At 62.9% G+C, this 23,044-nt stretch carries 19 protein-coding genes and 1 riboswitch; of the genes, 6 read left to right on the top strand and 13 right to left on the bottom strand.

Annotated elements, in window-relative coordinates:
* Positions 1 to 23: 23 nt before the first annotated feature.
* Positions 24 to 2,093 carry an EAL domain-containing protein gene (locus IOD17_RS02520; protein ID WP_233683536.1) on the top strand — a complete coding sequence of 690 codons (2,070 nt, stop codon included), beginning with the start codon at positions 24 to 26 and terminating at the stop codon, positions 2,091 to 2,093.
* Between the two features lie 64 nt (positions 2,094 to 2,157).
* Here the strand turns inward: IOD17_RS02520 and serB are convergent, their stop codons facing one another.
* The gene (serB, locus tag IOD17_RS02515) at positions 2,158 to 3,372 is read right to left on the bottom strand and encodes a phosphoserine phosphatase SerB (RefSeq protein ID WP_233683535.1); all 1,215 of its coding nucleotides are present in this window, start codon (positions 3,370 to 3,372) and stop codon (positions 2,158 to 2,160) included.
* A gap of 174 nt (positions 3,373 to 3,546) precedes the next feature.
* Between serB and IOD17_RS02510 the strand changes: the two genes are divergently transcribed.
* A complete protein-coding gene (locus IOD17_RS02510; RefSeq protein WP_233683534.1) occupies positions 3,547 to 5,070 on the top strand; it encodes an AhpA/YtjB family protein in 1,524 nt (507 codons plus the stop codon).
* A 58-nt stretch (positions 5,071 to 5,128) separates the two neighbouring features.
* Here IOD17_RS02510 and IOD17_RS02505 read toward each other — a convergent pair whose 3' ends face one another.
* The 10 genes from IOD17_RS02505 to thiC form a co-directional block, all read right to left on the bottom strand.
* A complete protein-coding gene (locus IOD17_RS02505; RefSeq protein WP_233683533.1) occupies positions 5,129 to 5,836 on the bottom strand; it encodes a PqiC family protein in 708 nt (235 codons plus the stop codon).
* Between the two features lie 143 nt (positions 5,837 to 5,979).
* On the bottom strand, positions 5,980 to 8,238 hold the full coding sequence (gene parC / locus IOD17_RS02500; RefSeq protein ID WP_233683532.1) for a DNA topoisomerase IV subunit A: 2,259 nt from the start codon (positions 8,236 to 8,238) through the stop codon (positions 5,980 to 5,982).
* 7 nt (positions 8,239 to 8,245) lie between these two features.
* A complete protein-coding gene (locus IOD17_RS02495; RefSeq protein WP_233683531.1) occupies positions 8,246 to 8,770 on the bottom strand; it encodes a retropepsin-like aspartic protease family protein in 525 nt (174 codons plus the stop codon).
* The gene (locus tag IOD17_RS02490; RefSeq protein ID WP_418904246.1) at positions 8,767 to 9,750 is read right to left on the bottom strand and encodes an esterase-like activity of phytase family protein; all 984 of its coding nucleotides are present in this window, start codon (positions 9,748 to 9,750) and stop codon (positions 8,767 to 8,769) included. Before IOD17_RS02490 ends, IOD17_RS02495 begins: the two co-directional genes overlap by 4 nt.
* Positions 9,750 to 11,648 carry a DNA topoisomerase IV subunit B gene (parE, locus tag IOD17_RS02485; RefSeq protein ID WP_233683530.1) on the bottom strand — a complete coding sequence of 633 codons (1,899 nt, stop codon included), beginning with the start codon at positions 11,646 to 11,648 and terminating at the stop codon, positions 9,750 to 9,752. Before parE ends, IOD17_RS02490 begins: the two co-directional genes overlap by 1 nt.
* Before the next feature lie 15 nt (positions 11,649 to 11,663).
* Positions 11,664 to 12,275: a YqiA/YcfP family alpha/beta fold hydrolase gene (locus tag IOD17_RS02480; RefSeq protein WP_233683529.1), complete on the bottom strand. Its 612-nt coding sequence runs from the start codon at positions 12,273 to 12,275 to the stop codon at positions 11,664 to 11,666.
* Positions 12,276 to 12,339: 64 nt separating this feature from the next.
* Positions 12,340 to 13,161 carry a 3',5'-cyclic-AMP phosphodiesterase gene (gene cpdA, locus IOD17_RS02475; protein WP_233683528.1) on the bottom strand — a complete coding sequence of 274 codons (822 nt, stop codon included), beginning with the start codon at positions 13,159 to 13,161 and terminating at the stop codon, positions 12,340 to 12,342.
* Positions 13,162 to 13,335: 174 nt separating this feature from the next.
* Positions 13,336 to 13,800, bottom strand: coding sequence for a DUF1249 domain-containing protein (locus IOD17_RS02470; protein WP_233683527.1), 465 nt, complete (start codon positions 13,798 to 13,800; stop codon positions 13,336 to 13,338).
* A complete protein-coding gene (locus tag IOD17_RS02465; RefSeq protein WP_233683526.1) occupies positions 13,791 to 14,390 on the bottom strand; it encodes an NUDIX domain-containing protein in 600 nt (199 codons plus the stop codon). The genes IOD17_RS02470 and IOD17_RS02465 overlap by 10 nt, the downstream gene beginning before the upstream one ends.
* A gap of 88 nt (positions 14,391 to 14,478) precedes the next feature.
* Positions 14,479 to 16,362, bottom strand: a complete 1,884-nt coding sequence (thiC, locus tag IOD17_RS02460) for a phosphomethylpyrimidine synthase ThiC (protein WP_233683525.1) — start codon at positions 16,360 to 16,362, stop codon at positions 14,479 to 14,481.
* A 97-nt stretch (positions 16,363 to 16,459) separates the two neighbouring features.
* Positions 16,460 to 16,566, bottom strand: a riboswitch (TPP riboswitch).
* A gap of 219 nt (positions 16,567 to 16,785) precedes the next feature.
* Between thiC and IOD17_RS02455 the strand changes: the two genes are divergently transcribed.
* Positions 16,786 to 18,225 carry a TolC family outer membrane protein gene (locus tag IOD17_RS02455; protein WP_233683524.1) on the top strand — a complete coding sequence of 480 codons (1,440 nt, stop codon included), beginning with the start codon at positions 16,786 to 16,788 and terminating at the stop codon, positions 18,223 to 18,225.
* A gap of 126 nt (positions 18,226 to 18,351) precedes the next feature.
* Here IOD17_RS02455 and waaA read toward each other — a convergent pair whose 3' ends face one another.
* Together waaA and IOD17_RS02445 are read right to left on the bottom strand one after the other, a co-directional pair.
* Positions 18,352 to 19,647, bottom strand: coding sequence for a lipid IV(A) 3-deoxy-D-manno-octulosonic acid transferase (gene waaA, locus IOD17_RS02450; protein WP_233683523.1), 1,296 nt, complete (start codon positions 19,645 to 19,647; stop codon positions 18,352 to 18,354).
* A 32-nt stretch (positions 19,648 to 19,679) separates the two neighbouring features.
* Positions 19,680 to 20,564: a LysR family transcriptional regulator gene (locus IOD17_RS02445; RefSeq protein ID WP_233683522.1), complete on the bottom strand. Its 885-nt coding sequence runs from the start codon at positions 20,562 to 20,564 to the stop codon at positions 19,680 to 19,682.
* 87 nt (positions 20,565 to 20,651) lie between these two features.
* Here IOD17_RS02445 and IOD17_RS02440 point away from each other — a divergent pair, with 87 nt between their 5' ends.
* The 3 genes from IOD17_RS02440 to IOD17_RS02430 all read left to right on the top strand — a co-directional run bounded on the left by IOD17_RS02440 (position 20,652) and on the right by IOD17_RS02430 (position 23,041).
* Complete coding sequence (locus tag IOD17_RS02440) at positions 20,652 to 20,984, top strand: DMT family transporter (RefSeq protein WP_090249763.1); 333 nt, start codon at positions 20,652 to 20,654, stop codon at positions 20,982 to 20,984.
* Positions 20,985 to 21,050: 66 nt separating this feature from the next.
* On the top strand, positions 21,051 to 22,223 hold the full coding sequence (locus IOD17_RS02435) for an NAD(P)/FAD-dependent oxidoreductase (RefSeq protein WP_233683521.1): 1,173 nt from the start codon (positions 21,051 to 21,053) through the stop codon (positions 22,221 to 22,223).
* Entirely contained in the window at positions 22,223 to 23,041 is an 819-nt protein-coding gene (locus IOD17_RS02430) for an aldo/keto reductase (RefSeq protein ID WP_233683520.1), read from the top strand. The genes IOD17_RS02435 and IOD17_RS02430 overlap by 1 nt, the downstream gene beginning before the upstream one ends.
* Positions 23,042 to 23,044 lie beyond the last annotated feature (3 nt).

Here is a 23,044-nt window from a genome sequence, read left to right as displayed (position 1 = left end):
CGGCGCAGATTTGATACCACACCATGGCCATTGAAAAAAAAACCATACGGCTACTGATTCTCGAAGATTCGCAGAACGAGGCCGAACGACTGGTCAGCCTGTTCCGCAACGCTGGCCGAGCGACTCGTGTGCATCGCCTGACCTCCAGCGACGACCTCAATGAGGCCCTGCAACAAAGCTGGGATCTGTTGATCTGTGCCCCCAGCAGCGAACAACTGCCGCCCAGCGAGGCGATTGGCGCCATCCGCCGCCAGGCCAAAGACATCCCGGTTATTCAGCTACTCAGCGACAACGACTCCGACAGCGTCACCGAAGCCCTGATGCTCGGTGCCCAGGACGCCATGCCGCAAGGCGAGGATGAACGCCTGGTTCTTGTGGCCAAGCGCGAGCTGGCCAACCTGGAAGAACGCCGCGCCCGCCGCGCCTCGGAAGTTGCCCTGCGCGAAGCGGAAAAACGCTGCCAGTTGCTGCTCGACAGCTCCGTTGATGCGATTACCTATGTGCACGACGGCATGCACATCTACGCCAACCGCGCCTATCTGGAGCTGTTTGCATACGAAGATGCCGACGAGCTGGAAGGCATGCCGATGATCGACCTGATCGGCGGCAGCGACCAATCCAGCTTCAAGGACTTTCTGAAGAATTATCAGAGCGCCGAAGGCAATGCCGAACTCAACTGCACCGGCATCAAGGCCAACGGCCAGAGCTTCCAGGCGCAGATGAGCTTTTCCCCGGCCACCTACGATGGCGAGCCGTGTATCCAGGTGGTGATTCGCGCCGAAACCGGCAATGCCGAACTGGAAGAGAAGCTACGCGAAATCAGCAGCCAGGATCTGGTCACCGGGTTGTTCAACCGCACTCACTTCCTCGAATTGATGGACAGCGCCGCCGAGCGCGCGGTGAATGCTGGCCAGCCTTCGAGCCTCGCCTACATCCGTGTCGACCGCTATGCCAGCCTGCTCGCCGACATTGGCCTGGCCGGCATCGACATCCTGCTCACCGACTTGGCCAACCTGCTGCGCGCGCACTTCAGCGCCGACGCGCAACTGGCCCGCTTTGGCGATGACGTATTTACCGTGCTGCAACCCGGCGTCAGCCCGGAGAGCACCCGCGAACAGCTGGTCAGCCTGTTGAAAAAAGTCGAAGGCCACCTGTTCGACGTCAGCGGCCGCACCGTGCAAAGCACATTGTCGATTGGCGTGGCCGGACTCAACGAGAAGACCGCCAAGGCCCAGGAAGTGGTTGATCGCGCCCACCGCTGCGCCGATGAGCTGAACGACGGCAATGCCCTCAAACTCTTCAACCCAGCCGATGAACTGGCCGCAGCAGCCAGCCGCGGCAACATCGTCGCGATGATCCAACAGGCCCTGGAAAACAACAGCTTCCGCCTGCTATTCCAGCCGATCATCAGCCTACGTGGCGACAGCTTCGAGCATTACGAAGCCTTGCTGCGCCTGATCAACCCGCAGGGCGAAGAAATCCCACCCGTGGATCTGTTCAACGCGGCCAAGGACGCCGGGCTGGCCGAGAAAATCGATCGCTGGGTGATCCTCAACTCGATCAAGCTGCTCGCCGACCATCGCAGTAAAGGTCACAACACCCGCCTGTTCGTGCACCTGTCGAGCGCCAGCCTGCAGGACCAGACCCTGCTGCCGTGGCTCAGCGTGGCCTTGAAAGCCGCCCGCCTGCCTTCGGACTCACTGGTCTTCCAGTTCAGCGAACCGGATGCGATTGCCTACCTGAAACAGGCCAAGGCCATCACCCAAGGCCTCAACGAGCTGCATTGCAAAACTGCACTGACTCAGTTCGGCTGCTCGCTGAATCCATTCAACACGCTCAAGCACCTGCATATCGACTTCGTCAAAGTCGACAGCTCGTTCTCCCAGGACCTGAGCAAGGCAGACAATCAGGAAGCCCTGAAAACCCTGCTGGCCAGCCTACACTCCCAGGCCAAGCTGACCATCGTGCCCTTCGTCGAGAGCGCCAGCGTGCTGGCCACCCTCTGGCAGGCCGGGGTCAACTATATCCAGGGCCATTACCTGCAGGGGCCGAGCCAGTCGATGGACTACGACTTCGCTGCTGGGGACGAGTAAGGCTCAACGCGCTCAAGCCAGGCAATAAAAAGCCGCCCGTAGGCGGCTTTTTATTGCCTGGCACTTATTCCTGACCGTCGCGATCACGGAAGCCCAGCAGGTAGAGAATGCCGTCCAGCCCCAATGTGGAAATCGCCTGCTTGGCCGACTGCTTGACCAGCGGTTTGGCGCGGAACGCCACGCCCAGGCCGGCAATGGCCAGCATCGGCAGGTCATTGGCACCGTCACCCACGGCAATGGTCTGCTCCAGACGCAACCCTTCCTTGACTGCCAGCTCGCGCAGCAAATCGGCCTTGCGCTGAGCATCGACAATCGGCTCGACCGCTACACCCGTAACCAGGCCATCGACGATCTGCAGTTCGTTGGCGAACACATAATCGATACCCAGCTTGGCCTGCAGCTGTTTGGCAAAGTAGGTAAAGCCGCCGGATAGGATCGCGGTTTTGTATCCCAGTCTGCGCAATTCGCTGAACAGCGTCTCGGCACCCTCGGTCAGGCGCAACGAAGCGCCGATGTCCGCCAACACGGTTTCCGGCAGCCCTTTGAGCAGCGCCAGGCGCTCACGAAAGCTGGCGGCGAAATCCAGCTCGCCGCGCATCGCGCGCTCGGTAATCTCCGAGACCTGCTCACCCACACCGGCGGCCTTGGCCAGCTCGTCGATGACTTCTGCCTCGATCAGCGTCGAATCCATATCGAACACCGCCAAACGACGGTTGCGACGGAACAGCGAATCACGCTGGAAGGCGATGTCGACATTCAACTCCTGAGCCACGCTGAGGAACTCGGCACGCAGGGCCGCCGGATCAGCCGGCTCGCCACGCACCGAAAACTCGATGCAGCCTTTGCCCTGCTCGGCCGGCATATCCAACGGCATGCGCCCTGAGAGACGGTCGATATGGTCGATATTCAGGTCATAACGCGCGGTAATCGCGCTGACACGCTGCAGCTGCTCGGCCGTGACCTTGCGGGTCAGCAGGGTGACGATATGCCGGGCCTTGCCCTGGCCGCTCACCCACTGCTGGTAGTCCGCTTCGGACACCGGGGTAAAGCGCACCTGCTGATCGAGCTTGTAAGCAGTGAAGAGAATGTCCTTGAGCACGGCCGAGGCGGCAGCACTGTCGGGAATTTCCACCAGAATGCCGAACGACAGCGTGTCGTGGATCACCGCCTGGCCGATATCGAGGATATTCACCCCACCCTGGGCCAGTACGCCAGTGATGGCGGCAGTCAAACCGGGGCGATCTTCGCCGGTGATATTGATCAGGACGATTTCGCGCAAGGCTCGGTCTCCGGGACAGCGTCAAGGGCAGCGGCATGTTGAACAGGTCACATGCCGTGGAAAAGGCGCACATTCTACCCATTTTCACCGGCAAACAGCCACGCACGGCGCTTTGCCCACTGCGGGGGCACCGCTATACTGCGCGCCAACTACAGTCGACAAGAGCCGAGCTCTGTGAACCGGCCTGCCCCCGTAAAGCCCGATAATTTCTTCCTCCTGCTGTTCCAGGCCCTGCGCCAACGGCGCATTCCCCTGGCATTGCGGATTGTCAGCCACAGTTTGCTGTTGGTGGCCCTGGCCCTGGTGATCTATGGCTGGGTGATCGGCATGCAGTTCAAGCACGCCATGCAGCAGCAAGCCGAAGCCCTGGGCACCAGCCTGATTACCCAGACGGCCGCCTCGGCAACCGAGTTGCTGGTGTCCAACGACATCCTCAGCCTCAACGTGTTGCTCAATAACCTGGTGAAAAACCCGCTGGTGGCCCACGCCGCGATCTACAGCGTGGACAACCGCATCCTCGCCGAAGCCGGCTCGCGCCCGAACCAGAGCATGCTGGGGGAAACCGAAGGGCTGTATTCCACACCGATTACCTTTCAGGAAGTGATCGCCGGGCAGCTGCGCATCAGCCTCGATATGCAGCAATTCCAACAGCCGATGACCATCAGCCTGCAGAGTATGGGCATCCTCAGCCTGATTTTGCTGGCCTTGACCCTGTCCCTGAGCATGCGCCTGGGCCGGCATATTTCCACGCCGCTGCTGCAGTTGCGCGTCTGGCTGCGTGACCCGGATGATCCGGCCCCCGGCGCAGGTCGCCAGGATGAAATCGGCGACCTGGCGCGCCAGCTGCAAGCGCGCCTGGTGCCAGAAAAACCTGTGCTGGTCGAAGAACAGCCCTACGACGAAAAGCCTGTTGCCCAGGATGAAGACGACTACCTTGAGGAGTCGTTCGACAACGAACCGGACTTCAGCGTCCCGGATCTGCACGATGAGCGCTTCGACGTTGAGGATGAAGTGCCAGCCCCACAGGCTAGCGCCAGCGATGAATACGACAGCGCAGTGGATGACCCCTTTGCCGACCTGCGCGACCACAGCGAACCCACACTGGTACCGCCCCCAGTAATCCAGCAGGTCCTGCCCAGCGCCGTACTGGCGATTCAGTTGGGCGCCCAGGAGCAGCTGCGGCGCCTGCCGCGTACGCGCCTGATGGAGCTGCTGCAACGCTACCGGGACTGCCTGGACCAGGCTGCCAGCCTGTACCAGGGCGAACTGCACACCTTGAGCGACGGCAGCAGCCTGATGCTGTTCCATCAGCTGGACTGCGACGAGGATTACCTGACCCACGCCATCTGCTGCGGTGAACTGATGCGCGCCCTCGGCCATGCCCTGCAAATCGAAGTGGCGGACAGCGGCATTACCCTGCAACTGCAGCTCGGCCTGACCCTTGGGGAAAACCTGACAAACCTCAGCCAGGGCGACCTGCTGCTCAGCGAAACCGCCCAGAACGCCCTGGCGTTGTCGCAGCACAGCCGCAACCTGCTGCTGGTCGAGCGCAGCGTCGCCGACGATGCTCTGGTCAGCCAGCGCGCCCGCATCCGCGCCATCGCCAGCCCCCAGGGCGCATGCTGCGTCGAGCGCTTGCTGGAGCCTTACCCGTCGTTGCTGGAGCGCCAGTTGGCGCGCATGCACGAAAGCCGCTGATCAGCGCCCATAAAAAACCCGCCAATCGGCGGGTTTTTTATGGGGTTATGGCGTATTGCTAGAAGCGGAACACTTCGCCTTCGCTGCGAATCGGCTCAGCCACCGGTATACGGGGTACGGCGGGCGCTGCCGGTTTGGCCGGCGCCGGTTTGCGCGCGGGCGCGGGAGTGGCCACTGGTGCGGGCTTGCCATGGGTTTGCACAGCGTCAGCCAGCTGCTCGACCAACTGTTGCAGCACCAGGCTCTGCGCCCTCACCTGATCCACAATACTGCCGCTGTGAGCCTCTTCCAGGCGCACCAGACGGCCATCCAGCAGCTTGCCGTCCGCCCCGGCCAGGCGCCACTGCGCTTCCAGCACGGCCGGGCGCTGCGGGCCAGAATCCAGACGGGTAATCGACAAGCCCAGGCGCACCTGCGGAACAAAGCCGGCAGTGGCAGGCGCCAGCACCAGACGCTGGCTGTCCAGACGCGAAGCCAGCTGACGTAAAAGCTGCTGGTCGATCTCGGCCGCCAGGCTACCGGCCCAACGCGCATCCTCGGCGGCGGTCAGGCTGCCATCGGCCTGACGCTGCAACAGGGCTTCACGCTGCAGGTAATCGGCAATCGCCACCGGCCCAATCAGCACAGCCACACCCTGCTCGGCCGCTGGCACGCGGATATTGCCACTGTCCAGTTGGTACAGCGGCGTTTGCTGATAACGGGTACAGCCGGCCAGGCCGAGCACGCCCGCCAGCAGCAGAATTGCGGGGAAACGCAGTGCAGTCATCTCACTCATCCAGCCGGCAGAACCACCGGCGTGCATACCTATTAGGTGCCGGCGGGTCGCTTACCACGACCCGCCTTGCGGCTGCGTATCATCCTTGAAAGCCACGCGCGACTCCAGCGCGACACTGTAGCCGCATGCATCCGCTAGCCCTGAACCTCGACCAGCAGGCTGTCGACACGCTGGAAGCCGCGCGGCAGCTTGTTGCCGCGCCGGCCGCGCTCGCCCTTGTAGTGCTCCAGGTCATCGGCTTTCAGCGACAGGGTACGCTTGCCGGCCTGCAATACCAGCGTCGCGCCGACCGGCAGCACGGCCAGATCGGTGAGGTATTCCTCACGCGACGCAACCCGCTCACCAGGGATGCCGATGATCTTGTTGCCCTTGCCTTTGCCCAGCTGTGGCAGGTCACGCACCGGGAACAGCAGCAGACGACCTTCGGTGGTGACCGCCGCCAGCCAGTCTTCCTCACGATTAGCCAGCGCTTTCGGCGGCACCACCAGGGCGCCAGCCGGCAGGCTAAGCAGGGCTTTGCCTGCCTTGTTCTTGGCTTGCAGGTCTTCACCCTTGACCACAAAGCCGTAGCCCGCGTCAGAGGCGATCACGTACAGCGCGCTGTCATCCGGCAACAGCACACATTCGAAGGTCGCGCCCGGCGGCGGCGTCAGGCGGCCGGTCAGTGGCTCGCCCTGGCCGCGCGCCGAAGGCAAGGTATGCGCCGCCAGCGAATAACTGCGCCCGGTGGAGTCGATAAACACCGCGTACTGGTTCGAGCGTCCGGGCGCAGCAACCTTGAAACCATCGCCGGCCTTGTAGGACAGCCCGGTGGCATCGATATCGTGGCCTTTGGCACAGCGTACCCAGCCCTTCTCGGACACTACAACAGTCACCGGCTCGGTCGGCAGCAGCTCGGTTTCAGACAGGGCACGGGCTTCGGCACGGGCCACAATTGGCGAGCGGCGATCATCACCGTAGGTTTCGGCATCCTTGATGATTTCGTCCCGCACCAGCTTCTTCAGCTTGGCCTCACTGCCGAGCAGGGCCAGCAGCTTGGCGCGCTCCTTGGCCAGCTCGTCCTGCTCGCCGCGGATCTTCATTTCTTCCAGACGCGCGAGCTGACGCAGGCGGGTGTCGAGGATGTAATCGGCTTGCACGTCGGTCAGGCCGAAACGCTCCATTAGCACTGGTTTGGGCTGATCTTCAGTGCGGATGATATGAATCACTTCATCCAGGTTGAGGAAGGCCACCAGCAAACCTTCCAACAGGTGCAGACGTTTCTCCACCTTGTCCAGGCGGAACTGCAGGCGCCGGCGTACTGTGCCCACGCGGTATTCCAGCCATTCGCGCAGCAGCTGACGCAGGTTCTTCACCTGCGGCTTGCCATCCAGACCAATGACGTTGGTGTTGACCCGGTAGCTGGACTCCAGCTCGGTGGTGGCAAACAGGTGGGTCATCAGTTCATCGGCATCGACGCGGTTGGAGCGCGGGATGATGACGATGCGGCACGGGTTTTCGTGGTCAGACTCATCACGCAGGTCGGCGACCATTGGTAGCTTCTTGGCCTGCATCTGCGCGGCAATCTGCTCCAGCACCTTGGCCCCGGAGACCTGATGCGGCAGCGCGGTGACCACGATATCGCCGTCTTCGATGCGGTACACGGCGCGCATGCGCACCGAACCCCGGCCGGTTTCATAGATTTTCAGCAGGTCGCTACGCGGAGTGATGACTTCCGCCTCGGTAGGGAAGTCCGGACCGAGCACATGTTCGCAGAGCTGCTCGACCGTGGCATCCGGCTGATCCAGCAAGCGAACGCAGGCCGCTGCCACTTCGCGAAGGTTGTGTGGCGGCACGTCGGTGGCCATGCCCACGGCGATGCCGGTGGTGCCATTGAGCAGCAGGTTGGGCAGGCGTGCCGGCAGCGTGGCCGGCTCATTCAGGGTGCCGTCGAAGTTCGGCACCCAGTCCACCGTGCCCTGACCCAGCTCGGTGAGCAGCACTTCCGAGTAACGCGACAGGCGCGCCTCGGTATAGCGCATGGCGGCGAAGGATTTCGGATCGTCCGGTGCACCCCAGTTGCCCTGGCCGTCGACCAGGGTGTAGCGGTAACTGAATGGCTGCGCCATCAGCACCATGGCTTCGTAGCAAGCGCTGTCGCCGTGCGGGTGAAACTTACCGAGCACGTCGCCGACGGTACGTGCCGATTTCTTGTGTTTGGAGTCGGCGTCCAGGCCCAGCTCGCTCATGGCGTAGACAATGCGCCGCTGCACGGGTTTCAGGCCGTCGCCGATATGCGGCAGGGCGCGGTCCATGATCACGTACATGGAATAGTTGAGGTAAGCCTGCTCGGTGAAGTCGGCAAGGGAACGGCGCTCTACACCGTCCAGGCTCAAATCGAGGGGTTCGCTCATGCGTGCCTCATTGCAAGGTGGATTGGCGCAGCACCAAGGTGCCGCCGCGCTGGGTAAATTCGAGTTGTTTCAGGGCGCTCATGCCCAGTAATACGTCATCGCCGCCCATGCCGGGGGCGATCAAAGCCTCTACGTCGGTCAGGACGATATCGCCCAGTTCCAGACGAGCCAGGCGAGTGCGGTGCGCTGTGGCGCGGCCATTGGCCGTGCTGATGGTGATCGCTGCGCCGGCTTGCAAACCCAGACGCTGCGCCACCTCGGTAGGCACCGCCACCTGGGTGGCACCGGTGTCGAGGAGAAAGGTCACCGCCTCGCCATTGATCTTGCCGCCAGCCATGTAGTGCCCCTGCCGGCCACTGGCCAGGTTTACCTCGACATAACCGTTGCCATGCTGCGACTCAGGCGCACGGTTGGGGTTGCGACGGCCCTCTTCCCAGTCGGCAAAGAACTGCGTGGCCAACAGCAAGGCAGCCCCCCAGGCCAGCACCAGCATCACTCGGCCGGCGCGCTTGCCAGCGGGCTGTTCACTCACGGCTTGCTGCCCCAGCCGCCTTTCGGCGCGGCAAACTGCCAGATGATCGGCCGCGACTCACCGTCGGTGCGGCTGAAACGGCCGTTGTCGACACCGACCCAGGCACCGTCCTGATCCACCCACAGCGCTTCGGCCAGGCCGTAGGATGGCGGGTAACGACGCTCCGGGGTCAGCGCTTCGGCGGCAAACGACCAGCACTTCTCGGCCTGGCCATTGCTCAGGTTGCGCCGACAGATACGGTGCGCCTGACGCTCCAGGGTGAAGAGTTTTTCGTTATAAAACGCCAGCCCGGAAAAATCCCGCGGCTGCGCCTTGCTGCCCAGTTGCTCCGGCCCGGCTTCGCTGCCAGCCTCGCTGAACAGCACGCAACCGCCAGTGCAGCGCCAAGTGGCGCGCTGTTTGTGCACCACCAGCAACCCGCGACGCATGCGCTCGGCGGCCAGGTACAGGCGCTCGCCTGCAGGATCCACGGCAACCCCTTCAAACAGCGAGTTGTGATGCAGCAGCATGCCGCTGGCCCGCGCCTGGCGCACCAAGCCCTGAGGCAGTTTGAGCCAGTTCGGCTCACCCATCACCGGCAATTGCAACACGGCGGCATGCGCCTCACTGACCAGGTAGCGGTTGCCTGCGGCGTCGCAGCTCAGGCCTTCGAAATCCAGCTCGCCACCGCGCACCAGCCCGGCCAGCCAACTGCGCATACGCAGCCCCCAGGGCAGCCGGACATCCGGCGGGGGCGGCGCAACAAAAGGCTCGGCCGTGGCCTGCCACTGCGTATCCTGCCCGGTCAAACGGTAGATCTGCCGGTCATCACGGTCGGATACCACCCACAGCGCGCTGTCGCACCAGGCCAGCCCCGAGAGATTGCCGCCACTGACGCCCTCTACCGGCCGCTCGTTGAGCAGTTGCAGCTCTTCCAACGCCGCAGCGGCACTCAGCAAAGGCGCACAGAACAGCAGGCATGCAGCCAGCAAGCGCTGCATCAGAGCAACACCTCGGCCAGGTTGCCCTTGGACTCCAGCCAGGATTTACGGTCGCCGGCGCGTTTCTTGGCCAGCAGCATGTCCATGACTTCCTGAGTCCCGGGATAGTCCTCCAGGGTCAGTTGCACCAGACGCCGGGTGTTCGGGTCCATGGTGGTTTCGCGCAACTGTGGCGGGTTCATTTCACCCAGGCCCTTGAAGCGCGTGACCTGCGGCTTGCCACGGCGCTTCTCGGCCACCAGGCGGTCGAGGATGCCATCGCGCTCGGCATCATCCAGGGCGTAGAAGATTTCCTTGCCCAGGTCGATGCGGTACAGCGGCGGCATCGCTACATAAACGTGGCCGGCATCCACCAGCGGGCGGAAATGGCGGACGAACAGGGCACATAGCAAGGTGGCGATGTGCAGACCGTCGGAGTCGGCGTCGGCGAGGATACAGATCTTGCCGTAGCGCAGCTGGGTCAGGTCACTGGAGCCCGGATCGATGCCGATGGCCACGGCGATATCGTGCACTTCCTGCGAAGCCAGCACTTCGCTGCCGTCAACTTCCCAGGTATTCAGGATCTTCCCGCGCAGCGGCATGATGGCCTGAAACTCCTTGTCCCGCGCCTGCTTGGCCGAGCCGCCGGCGGAATCACCCTCGACCAGAAACAGCTCGGAACGCATCGGGTCCTGCCCGGCGCAGTCCGCCAGTTTGCCAGGCAGTGCCGGGCCTTGAGTGATGCGTTTACGCTCGACTTTCTTGCCGGCTTTGAGGCGGCGGTTGGCGTTGCTGATCGCCAACTCGGCGAGCTGCTGACCGAGTTCCGGGTGGGCGTTGAGCCACAGGCTGAAGGCATCCTTGACCACGCCGGAGACAAATGCCGCCGCTTCACGGGACGACAGGCGCTCCTTGGTCTGCCCGGAGAACTGCGCGTCCTGCATCTTCATCGACAGGACAAAGGCAATTCGCTCCCAGATGTCTTCAGGTGCCAGCTTGACCCCGCGCGGCAGCAGGCTGCGGAACTCGCAGAACTCGCGCATGGCATCCAGCAGGCCCTGGCGCAGACCATTGACGTGGGTGCCGCCCTGCGCGGTGGGGATCAGGTTGACGTAGCTTTCCTGCACAGCGTCGCCGCCTTCCGGCAACCACAGCAGCGCCCAGTCCACGGCTTCCTTGTTGCCGGCCAGCGCGCCGCAGAAGGGCTCATTGGGTAGCCGTTCAAATTCGATGACGGCATCCACCAAGTAGGAGCGCAGGCCGTCTTCATACAGCCACTCGACTTTCTCGCCGCTGGCCTTGTCCTCGAAGCTGACCGCCAGCCCCGGACACAGGACGGCCTTGGCCTTGAGAACGTGCTTGAGGCGGCTAACAGAAAACTTATGCGAGTCGAAGTACTTGGCATCCGGCCAGAAGTGCACACTGGTACCGGTGTTGCGCTTTCCGACTGTGCCGATCACCGCCAGATCGCTGGCCTTGAAGCCGTCGGCAAAACTCATCTGGTATTCGTTGCCGTCGCGCTTGACCGTGACGAGCACCCGTGTCGACAGCGCGTTGACCACCGAGATACCCACGCCATGCAAGCCGCCAGAGAACTGGTAGTTCTTGTTGCTGAACTTGCCGCCGGCATGCAGCTTGGTGAGGATCAGCTCAACGCCTGGCACGCCCTCTTCCGGGTGAATGTCCACGGGCATGCCGCGCCCGTCGTCGAGCACCTCCAGAGAGTTGTCCTCATGCAGGATCACCTGAATCGATTTGGCATGCCCGGCCAGCGCCTCGTCGACGCTGTTATCGATGACTTCCTGAGCCAGGTGGTTGGGCCGGCTGGTATCGGTGTACATGCCCGGGCGCTTGCGCACCGGGTCGAGGCCGGAAAGGACTTCGATGGCATCGGCGTTGTAGGTGTTCTGCTGGGCCATGGGGTCTCTTGTTCGTCAATTGAGAGCGGAAAAGTCGATATCCTGCCACAGATGGCGGGGAATACCGGCGAAAGCAAAAAGCATTGGCAAGCGTTCGGCAAAGCCCTGGAAACCATGGTCACCCCCTGCCTGAATACGCAGGGCGGCGTGCCGGTAGTAACGTTCGGCATCGCGATAATCGAGGGTTTCATCGGCGGTCTGCAGCCATACCTGATAGCGCGCGGGGTCTTGCAAGCATGCTACATCCAGCTCAGCCAGGGCCGTGACGTGGTCGGCGGTCAGTTCCCAGGTTTCATCGCTGTAATAGTTTTTCTGCGGCCCCAGGTAGCCATCGAAGCGCAGGTGCGGGCGCACGGCGGGGTTGATCAGCAGTGCCGGCAAGCCATGGCGTTCGGCCAGGTGGGTGGCATAGTAGCCGCCCAGCGAGCTGCCAACCAGCACGGGGCGCCCCAGCTCGGCAACCAACGCCTCAAGCTGGGCCATCGCCTGGCGCGGGTGGTGATGCAGCGCCGGCACGCGCAACTGTGCGGCCAGCCCCAGCTGGTCCATGGCGCGGCATAACCGGCTGGCCTTGAGCGAGACCGGCGAGCTGTTAAGCCCGTGGATATAAAGAATGGATGCGATCATGGGGCGGGAGGCTAACCGGTTGCGGCGGCCGGCTGCAACCGGTTAGCCGAGCACTGCAAACGCCTTAATAGCCTTTGATGGTGTAATCGATTTCGAACTTGATCCCGGTCACCCGCGAGACCCCGGTTTCCAGGCGACCGTCATCGAACAGGCGCAACCAGCGATAGCCAGGCGCCGTGGTGTCCACTTGAAACTCCTCGCTACCCGGGGCGAACTGCACACAAGTAGAGGGCGAGGCCAACAGACGGATCGGGCCGCGTTGTTGATCAAGCTCCTGATGAATATGCCCCCAGAGCACTGCTCGCACCTGACTGAAACGCTCCAGTACGGAAAACAGGGCATCCGGATTACGCAGGCCAATGGGCTCCATCCATTTGCAGCCGATGGACACCGGATGGTGGTGCAGGCAGATCAGGTGATGACGCTCCGGCGCTTCGCTGAGTGCACGTTCCAGCAAGGCCAGTTGCTGATCGCTGAGGTAGCCGGGCACCGCACCGGGGATCGAAGAGTCCAGCAGAGTCACGCGCCAGTTGCCCAGATCAACCACCGGTTCGAGCAGATCACTGCCAACGCAGGCGGCCTGCATCGCCGGCACTTCATCATGATTGCCAGGGAACCAGCGCGCCGGCGCGGGGATAGAAGCGGTCATCTCAAGAAAACGCTGATAGGACGCCTCGCTTCCGTCCTGGGACAGATCGCCGCTGGCCAGGATCAGGTCGATCTGCGGTTGCTCCAGCAGCACACGCTCGATCACCCGCTGCAAACTGTCCTGGGTGTCCATGCCCAGCAGCTTGCCCGTGCCGTCGGCAAACAGGTGACTGTCGGACAACTGCACCAGCAGTACCGAGCGATCAACAGCAGTGGTTTTAATCGGCGCGCCCGGCAAGACCTTCTCCTTGAGCGGAATGCGTGAATTATGGTGGCTAGCCCTGCGGCCGGTAAACCCGTGAAAGGGGAATAGATCACAGAACGCCCGCTGTAAATCCAGCGCCCGCCTTAAGGCTAGCGCGTCCCGGTGAGATGCGCCTGCAACAGGCTATCGGCAGGGACGGAGAAAAACCTAGCGAACCGGTTCCAACTCATGACCACAAGCCAGGCAATGGCTCAGCCACTCCCCCAGAAACAGGTTGAGCTGGGTCTTCTCATCGGGCTGATGCATGTCGGCATTGGGGTAGGGATAGATGCCGCGAAAACGCCGGGCGCGCTGCGCGCCGACCACTTCGGCCATGCGCGCATCGTGGTACACGCGCACTTCCAGCTGGGGTACCGGCAACCAGGGCAGGCTGTGCTCCTGGCGCACTTCTATGGTCGAGGTATAGGGACAGGTTTCCAGCACTTGCAGGGCTAATACACCCAGCTGCTGTTCGCCCTGACTCAAGGCCACACGACGCGCTTGCGGCTGAGCTGTTGGGCCATCGCGCATGGCCGGTAGCAGCTGCATCAGGCGTGCATAGTTGGCCTCGCAAGCCGCTTGCAGCTCGACCAGGTCGACCCGATAGCGCTCGCGCAACAGATTCACGACCACATTCCCCGCACTTCATCACGGTTCAGTGCCAGCCATTGCAGGGCGATGATGCTCGCGGCGTTATCGATACGTCCGTCGCGCACGGCGGCCAGCGCATCTTCCAGCGGCATCACCTGGACCCGGATGTCCTCGCCTTCTTCGGCCAGACCATGCACGCCACCGGCACCTTCACTGCTGCAACGCCCAACGAACAGATGCACGCGCTCATCCGAGCCGCCCGGCGACGGGTAATACTGGGTAATCGGCCACAGCGAGGTCAGCTGCAGATTGGCTTCCTCGACGGCTTCGCGACGGGCGACCTCCTCGGGCTCTTCGTCCTTGTCGATCAAACCGGCGACCAGCTCAAGCAGCCAGGGATTGGGGCTTTTATCCAGCGCACCGACGCGGAACTGTTCGATCAGCACCACGCAATCGCGCTGCGGATCGTAGGGCAGCACGCACACTGCATCGTGGCGCACGAACAGCTCACGGGTCAGCGTAGGCCCCATGCCACCGGCAAACTGGCGATGGCGCAAACGCAGCCGATCGAGCTTATAGAAGCCGCTAAAGCAGGCCTCACGCGCGATCACTTCAACATCATCTCGTTGCATAACGCCCCCATCATTAACAGAAACGGGCCCGAAGGCCCGTCCTGGTTACGCTCATACTGCTACGCAAAATTGCCTAGCAAAAGCCCCTTCACACTTTCTGATACAGCTGGCTGCCCTGCGCCTTGAACTCCTGCGCCTTGGCCTGCATGCCCTCTTCGACTTCCAGGTCGACAGCGGCAATGCGCTGTTCTTCAGCATAGACGCGAACTTCCTGGGTGATCTTCATCGAACAGAACTTCGGCCCGCACATGGAGCAGAAGTGTGCCACCTTGGCCGAGTCCTTGGGCAGCGTTTCGTCGTGATAACTGCGCGCGGTATCCGGATCCAGACCGAGGTTGAACTGATCTTCCCAACGGAATTCGAAGCGCGCCTTGGAGAGTGCGTTATCACGAATCTGCGCGCCCGGATGGCCCTTGGCCAAGTCCGCCGCATGGGCGGCGATTTTGTAGGTGATGATGCCGGTTTTCACGTCATCCTTGTTCGGCAGACCCAGGTGCTCCTTGGGCGTGACGTAGCAGAGCATGGCGCAACCGAACCAGCCGATCATCGCAGCTCCGATGCCGCTGGTGATGTGGTCGTAACCGGGGGCGATGTCAGTGGTCAGCGGGCCGAGGGTGTAGAACGGCGCCTCGTCGCAGCACTCCAGCTGCTTGTCCATGTTCTCCTTGATCAGCTGCATCGGCACGTGGCCAGGGCCTTCGATCATGGTCTGCACGTCGTGCTTCCAGGCGATCTTGGTCAGCTCGCCGAGGGTTTCCAGCTCGCCGAACTGCGCTTCGTCGTTGGCGTCGGCAATCGAGCCCGGACGCAGGCCATCGCCGAGCGAGAAGCTGACGTCGTAGGCCTTCATGATTTCGCAGATTTCTTCGAAATGGGTATAGAGGAAGTTCTCTTTGTGATGCGCCAGGCACCACTTGGCCATGATCGAGCCGCCACGAGAAACGATGCCGGTGACTCGCTTGGCGGTCATCGGCACATAACGCAGCAGCACGCCGGCGTGAATGGTGAAGTAGTCCACGCCCTGCTCGGCCTGCTCGATCAGGGTGTCGCGGAACAGCTCCCAGGTCAGGTCTTCAGCCACGCCGTTGACCTTCTCCAGCGCCTGGTAGATCGGCACGGTGCCAATCGGTACAGGGCTGTTACGGATGATCCACTCACGGGTTTCGTGGATGTGCTTGCCGGTGGACAGGTCCATCACCGTGTCCGAGCCCCAGCGAATCCCCCAGGTCAGCTTGGCCACTTCTTCTTCAATCGAAGAACCCAGCGCCGAGTTGCCGATATTGCCGTTGATCTTCACCAGGAAGTTACGGCCGATGATCATCGGCTCCAGCTCGGTGTGGTTGATGTTGGCCGGGATGATCGCGCGGCCACGGGCAATTTCCTCGCGAACGAATTCGGCGGTGATTTCCTTGGGAATGCTCGCGCCGAAGCTGTGGCCGGCATGCTGTTCCTTGAGCAAACCGGCAGCTCGGGCTTCCTGTAGCTTGAGGTTCTCGCGGATGGCGACGTATTCCATCTCCGGAGTGATGATGCCCTGGCGCGCGTAGTGCATCTGGCTGACGTTCTTGCCGGCCTTGGCGCGGCGCGGGTTGCGCACGTGGGCGAAGCGCATGGCCGTCAGCTCGGGGCTGGCCAGACGCTCCTGACCGAAGTGCGAACTCAGACCAGCGAGCAGCTCGGTGTCGCCACGGTCATCAATCCAGGCCGAGCGCACATCGGCCAACCCCTTGCGCACATCGATGGTGACGTTCGGATCGGTGTACGGGCCGGAGGTGTCATAAACCAGCACGGGTGCATTGATCTCACCGCCGAAGTCGGTCGGGGTGACGTCCAGGCTGATTTCGCGCATCGGCACGCGGATATCCGGGCGCGAACCCTGGACGTAGATCTTCTGCGAACGCGGGAAGGGTTGGATGGATTGCTGATCGACCTGAGCGCTTTCACTCAGGTTCTTTTGTTGTTGTGCACTCATCGGCGGGCTCTCTCCAGGGCTGAATGTCGGAGCGAACCTGCAAGAGACGAGCGGCGCACGGCGCACCTGAGGCGGTGCCAGAGGCTCGCCAGGGGAAGGGCGAGCACATCTTGTTCCCTACGCAGGCCTTAACCTGATCAGGTTCAACGGGATCCGGCAGCTGCCAATCTCAGCCCCGCAATTGGGGCACCCCGACAAGAACCTGGCCAGTCTAATCAACCCCGGACAATAAAACCAACCCGCGAGTCAAATATTCATGACCCATGCGTCGGATAATGACGAATCCGACGCCGACACCCGGATTGTTGCACCCAGGCAACATAGCTTGTTGCAAACTACACTACAGCCGCCATAACTGCCCTTGACCCCCTAGGCACGGCCCCTTAGCCTTGTCGATTACCGCCAAATTCAGGATTTCCCCTAATGTTGCGCAGACTCTCTCTGGCTATCGCCGTGGCCGCCGCGTCCAACGCAATGGCCTGGGCTGAACAAGCCCCGCTGTCCACCAAAACTGACCTGATCACGGTTTACCAGGAAGCCGCCGCCAACAACGCCGACCTGGCCGCCGCCCGTGCTGATTATGAAGCGCGCAGTGAAGTGGTGCCCCAGGCCCGCGCCGGCCTGCTGCCAAACCTGTCTGCCGGGGCCAACCTGAGCGACACCCGCACCCAGGTCGACTCGCCAGCCATCACCAGCTCGCGCAGCGGCACCGTGTACCAGGCCAACCTGAGCCAGCCGCTGTTCCGCGCTGATCGCTGGTTCCAGTTGCAGGCGGCCAAAGCCAGCAACGAACAAGCCGTGCTGGAGCTGTCGGCCACCGAACAGAACCTGATTCTGCAAAGTGCTGAAGCCTACTTCGCCGTGCTGCGCGCGCAGGACAACCTGGCTTCGACCAAGGCTGAAGAAGCGGCTTTCAAGCGCCAGCTGGACCAGGCCAACGAGCGCTTTGATGTCGGCCTCTCGGACAAAACCGACGTGCTGGAAGCCCAGGCCGGTTTCGACACCGCCCGCGCCAACCGCATCATCGCCCTGCGCCAGGTAGAAGATGCCTTCCAGGCCCTGACCACCCTGACCAACCGCGACTTCAGCGCGCTGGAAGGCATCGAGCACAGCCTGCCGATCCTCGCCCCGACGCCGAACGACGCCAAGGCCTGGGTCGATACCGCCGCCGCGCAGAACCTCAATCTGCAGGCCAGCAACTACGCCGTCGATGCCGCCGAAGAAACCCTGCGCCAGCGTAAATCCGGCCATGCGCCGACCCTGGACGCGGTGGCCAGCTACCAGAAAGGCGACAACGACAGCCTTGGTTTCAGCAACAACGCCGCCACCGTCAACCGCTTCAGCGGCGACGTCGAGCAACGCACAATCGGCCTGCAACTAAATATCCCGATCTACAGCGGCGGCCTGACCAGCTCCCAGGTGCGCGAGTCCTACCAGCGCCTGAACCAGACCGAGCAACTGCGTGAAAGCCTGCGTCGCCAAGTGGTGCAGAACACCCGCAACCTGCACCGCGCGGTGAATACCGACGTGGAAACCGTGCAGGCGCGCAAGCAGTCGATCATCTCTAACCAGAGCGCCCTGGAAGCCACCGAAATCGGCTATCAGGTCGGTACGCGCAACATCGTTGACGTGCTCGACGCCCAGCGCCAGCTGTACAGCTCGGTGCGCAACTACAACAACGCACGCTACGACTACATCCTCAACAACCTGCGCCTGAAACAGGCCGCCGGCACCCTCAGCCCGGACGACCTCAACGCCCTGGAGCAGTACCTGAAATCCGACTACAACCCGGATGAAGACTTCCTCCCGCCGGACCTGGCCAAGGCTGCCGAGGCACAGCTGCGCAGCAACTCGCAGTACTGAGTTGAGCCAAATAAAAAGCCCGCTGAATCAGCGGGCTTTTTTGTGGAACACCATTTGTAGGAGCGGGCCATGCCCGCGATTGCAATTTCGCGGGCATGGGTTAGTCCCCCGCCACGCCGACATAACCTATTGCGATTTACCCTCAAGCAAGCGTCCAAGCCCTGCCAGCAAACGCGCCAGAGCGCCCTGATTGGCCTGCATAACGGCCTGTCCAGCATCACGCATGGCCAGTGCTGTTTCGGGCTCACGCCATAGTTGCGCGACTCGCTGCGCCAAACCGTTTGCATCCGCCACCTCGCTCAACGCACCGGCAGCGCGCAACTGCGCGGCAATCTCCAGGAAGTTGAACAGGTGTGGGCCGCTTAATACCGGTTTGCCCAGCGCCGCCGGCTCCAGCAGGTTATGCCCGCCATTGGCCACCAGGCTGCCGCCGACAAAGGCGATATCAGCCAGGGCATAAAGAAACAGCAACTCACCCATGGTGTCGCCGAGCAGCACCTGATCGCTCGTCAGCAGCGCTTCGTCCGTTGAGCGACGGCGTGCGCTAAAGCCCTGCCGCTGGCACAACTCGAACACCGCATTGAAACGCTCGGGATGGCGCGGCACCAGAATCAGCAGAGCATCAGGATTGTGTGTGAGCAGCTCGCGGTGGGCGGCAAGAACAATCTCGTCTTCACCTGCATGGGTGCTCGCGGCGATCCACACCGGGCGCTGCGTGGCCTGCCATTGCTCACGCAAGGCAGCGGCGCGGGTCAGCAGCGCCGGATCAATGGTCAGATCAAACTTGATCGAGCCGGTAACCTCAACGCACTCAGGCCGCGCACCCAGGCTGCGAAAGCGTTCGGCCTCCAGCGCCGTTTGCACCGCCAGCAAATCCAGCTCGGCGAGCATCGGTGCGGTGAGCTTGGCAAAGCGCGCATAGCCACGGGCCGAGCGCTCGGACAGCCGCCCGTTGGCCAGCACCACCGGGATGCCACGCTTGGCGCACTGGTGGATATGGTTGGGCCACAGTTCGGTTTCCATAATCACAGCCAACTTGGGCTTAACCTGATCGAGAAAGCGAGCCGCCGCCCAGGGCAGGTCATATGGCAGGTAGCAATGCTGTACGCGGCCAGCGTACTCGCCGCCGCCGAACATGGCCTGGATGCGCTCCGAGCCGGTCGGCGTCATGCAGGTGATGGTGATCGGCAACTGCGGGTAACGCGCCAGCAGCTCACGCACCAACGGCGCGGCGGCGATGCTCTCGCCCACCGACACCGCATGCAGCCAGATGCCACCGGGTTTGAGTGGCGGCAAACCAAGCGCAAAGCGCTCGCCGACACGTTTGGCATAGGCCGGCGCTTGCCAGGCACGCCAGGCCAGACGCCCGGCCACCAGTGGTAAGCCGAGATGAAACAGCAGAGTGTAGAGGCTTCTATTCATGGCGCGCAGCTTAACAGAGTGGTTGGGGCTGATCAGCCGATGGCCTGCAGGTGCTCGGCAAAGCACTCGGCCAGCCACAGCGCAGCCGGCCCCAGCGCCTCATCGCGACGGCAGACCAATTCGACCACCAAGGGTGGTGGCGTCCAATCGCTACTCAGCTCAACCAGCTGGCTCTGGTAAGTCGGGTACTGCACTACATGGCGCGGCAACCAGGCCCAGCCGAGATTGCGCATCAGCAACTCGGCCATGGCGTAGAAACTGTCCGTTCGCCAGACCGACGGGCTGAGCTGCTCACCGCCCGGATAGTGGCTGTCCTGTGGCGCCATCAGCAGTTGCCGATGGCGCGCCAGCTCACGCCGGTCGACATGTCCGGCCCGCGCCAAAGCGTGCCCTGCCCCGCACACGGTGACCATCTCGATGGTGCCCAGGCGCTGGCGCTCCAGCGCATCGGGCATCTGCTCATGGTGAAACAGCAGGCCGAGGTCGGCGCGGTGCTCCAGCAGCTTGCGCGCCACATCGCCTTGGGCGCCGCTGGCCAGCTGCACCTCCAGCAGCGGGAACTGCTGCGCCAGCGCCTCCAGGCTGTCGAGCACCGGCTGATAGGGCATGGCTTCATCCTGCGCCAGGCGCAGGCGTACTTCTTCTCCGCGCACCAGGCCCAGCGCCCGCCCTTCCAGACGCTGACACTGGCGGAGCACCTCGCGCGCCTCCTCCAGCAGAGCCGCGCCGGCATCGGTCAGGCGTGGCTGGCGGCCGCTGCTGCGCTCGAACAGCCGTACGCCAAGGTCAGCCTCCAGCAAGGCAATCGCATTACTCACGGCCGATTGCGCGCGCTGCATTTGCCGGCCCACAGCGGAGAACGACTGACCATCCGCAACGCTGACAAACAGGCGAACCTGCTCCAGGCTCCACTGCATAACCCATCTCCATATCAGATAGGTAATCACTTTATCCCATCCGCAAGATCACTAGAATGGCCGCCAGATCACTCTGGAGGCCACATCATGGGCGGCTATCTCTACCTCGCAATTGCCATCACTGCCGAAGTCATCGCCACCACCTCAATGAAGGCCCTGGACGGTTTCAACAAACCCCTGCCCCTGCTGCTGGTCGTGGTCGGCTACGCCATCTCGTTCTGGATGCTCAGCCTGGTTGTGAAGACCATCCCGGTCGGCGTCGCGTATGCGGTGTGGGCGGGCCTGGGTATCGTGCTGGTGAGCATCGCGGCGGTGTTTCTTTACCAGCAGCGGCTGGACCTGCCGGCCATGCTCGGCATGGGCCTGATTGTCGCCGGCGTGGTGGTGATTCAGCTGTTCTCGCAAAGCGTCGGCCACTGAGCCGAGGGAGGCGCGTTAGCGCGAGCCGGTTATACTGCGCGCCTGTTTTCCCGGTGAGACACCTGCATGTCCCAGGCATTGAGCACTGATGTTTTGATCGTGGGCGGCGGCATTGCCGGCCTTTGGCTGAATGCGCGCCTGCGCCGCCAGGGCTTTGCCACCCTGCTGGTGGAGAACACCCGCCTCGGTGGCGGCCAGAGTGTGAAATCCCAGGGCATCATTCACGGCGGTGCCAAATACGCCCTGCACGGCGCGCTGACCGGTGCCTCCGAAGCCATCGCCGATATGCCGCGGCGCTGGCGCGAAGCCTTGGCCGGCAGCGGTGAGCTGGATCTGACCGGCGTACGCCTGCTCTCCGATGCCCACTACCTGTGGTCGCCCGGCAGTCTGGCCGGCAATATCACCAGTTTCTTTGCCAGCAAAGCGGTGCGCGGCCGGGTCGATCAGGTCAAGGGCGAACAGCTGCCACCGGCCCTGCAGCACCCGAAATTCAAGGGCAAGGTCTATCGCCTGGCGGAACTGGTGCTGGATGTGCCGAGCCTGATCAGCCGCCTCAGTGAACTGGCTGGCGATGGTCTACTGGCCGCCGAGCGCATCGAACCGCTGCGGGAAAACGGTGAGCTGCTCGGCCTGATTATCGATGGCCGTGAGATTCGCGCGCAACGCGTCATCCTCAGCGCCGGCCGTGGCAATGCCGAACTGCTCAGCGCCCTCGGCCTCAGCCAACCGACCCAGCAACTGCGCCCGCTGCATATGGCCCTGGTCAAAGGCCCGACACTCAAACCGCTGTACGCCCACTGCCTGGGCGGCGGGCCGAAGCCGCGCGTGACCATCACCACCCACCCCGCGGCCGATGGCCAGTGGGTCTGGTACCTGGGCGGCGATCTGGCCGAAGTCGATGGCGTAGCCCGCGACGAAGCGGCGCAGATCCAGGCAGCGAAAAAAGAGCTGAGCGAGCTGCTGCCCTGGGTCGATCTGTCCGCCGCGCAATGGGCCACACTGCGAGTGGATCGCGCGGAGCCGGCGCAGTCCGGCCTGGTGCGCCCGGACAACGCCTTTTTGCACGAGCAGGGCAAACTGCTGGTCGGCTGGCCAACTAAACTGGCATTAGCCCCGGACTTTGCCGACCGCGTGCTGGCCGCACTGAGCCGTGACGGTATTCAGCCGACCACACATGCGCCACTGCCCGCGCTGCCGCGCCCGAGCGTTGCCCCACCCGTCTGGGAGGAACTGTTCTGATGCATCCCCTGCACAGCCTGCACAACCTGCATCGCCCCTTGGGCGCCACCGAGTTGCTGGTTTCGCCGTTGGGCCTGGGCACGGTCAAACTGGGCCGTGATCAGGGGGTGAAATACCCCAACGGTTTCACCATCCCCGGCGATGCCGCTGCCCGCGAACTGCTGGCCCAAGCCCATGATCTAGGCATCAACCTGATCGACACCGCGCCGGCCTACGGCACCAGCGAAACCCGCCTCGGCCCGCTGCTGCGCGGCCAGCGCCAGCAATGGGTGATTGTCAGCAAGGTCGGTGAAGAGTTCGACAACGGCCAATCGCACTTCGACTTCAGCCCGGCGCACACACGGTTCTCGGTGGAGCGCAGCCTCAAGCGCCTGGAAACCGACTTTATCGACCTGGTGCTGGTGCACTCCGACGGCAACGATGTGGCGATTCTGCGTGATAGCGGCGTGTACGAAACCCTCGCCGAGCTTAAGCGCGAGGGCAAGATTCGCGGCTTCGGCCTCTCCGGCAAAACCGTCGAAGGCGGCCTGCTGGCCCTTGAACAGGGTGACTGCGCCATGGTCACCTACAACCTCAACGAACAAGGCGAACAGGCCGTACTCGACTATGCCGAACTGCACGGCAGAGGCATCCTGATCAAGAAGGCCCTGGCCAGCGGGCACGCCTGTCTGGCATCGGGTGTCGACCCGGTGCGCGCCAGTTTCGAGTTGATCTTTGGTCACCCAGGCGCCTGTAGCGCGATTATCGGCACCATCAACCCGCAGCACCTGGCCCATAACGTCGCCACCGCAGCCGCTGTAATTCAGGATATTGCCTGACGA

Origin of the sequence: Pseudomonas anguilliseptica (assembly GCF_021375795.1) — a bacterium.
Taxonomy (GTDB): Bacteria; Pseudomonadota; Gammaproteobacteria; order Pseudomonadales; family Pseudomonadaceae; genus Aquipseudomonas; species Aquipseudomonas anguilliseptica_A.
Note: the sequence above shows the minus strand (reverse complement) of the source record. Positions and strands in the feature narration are given on the sequence as shown.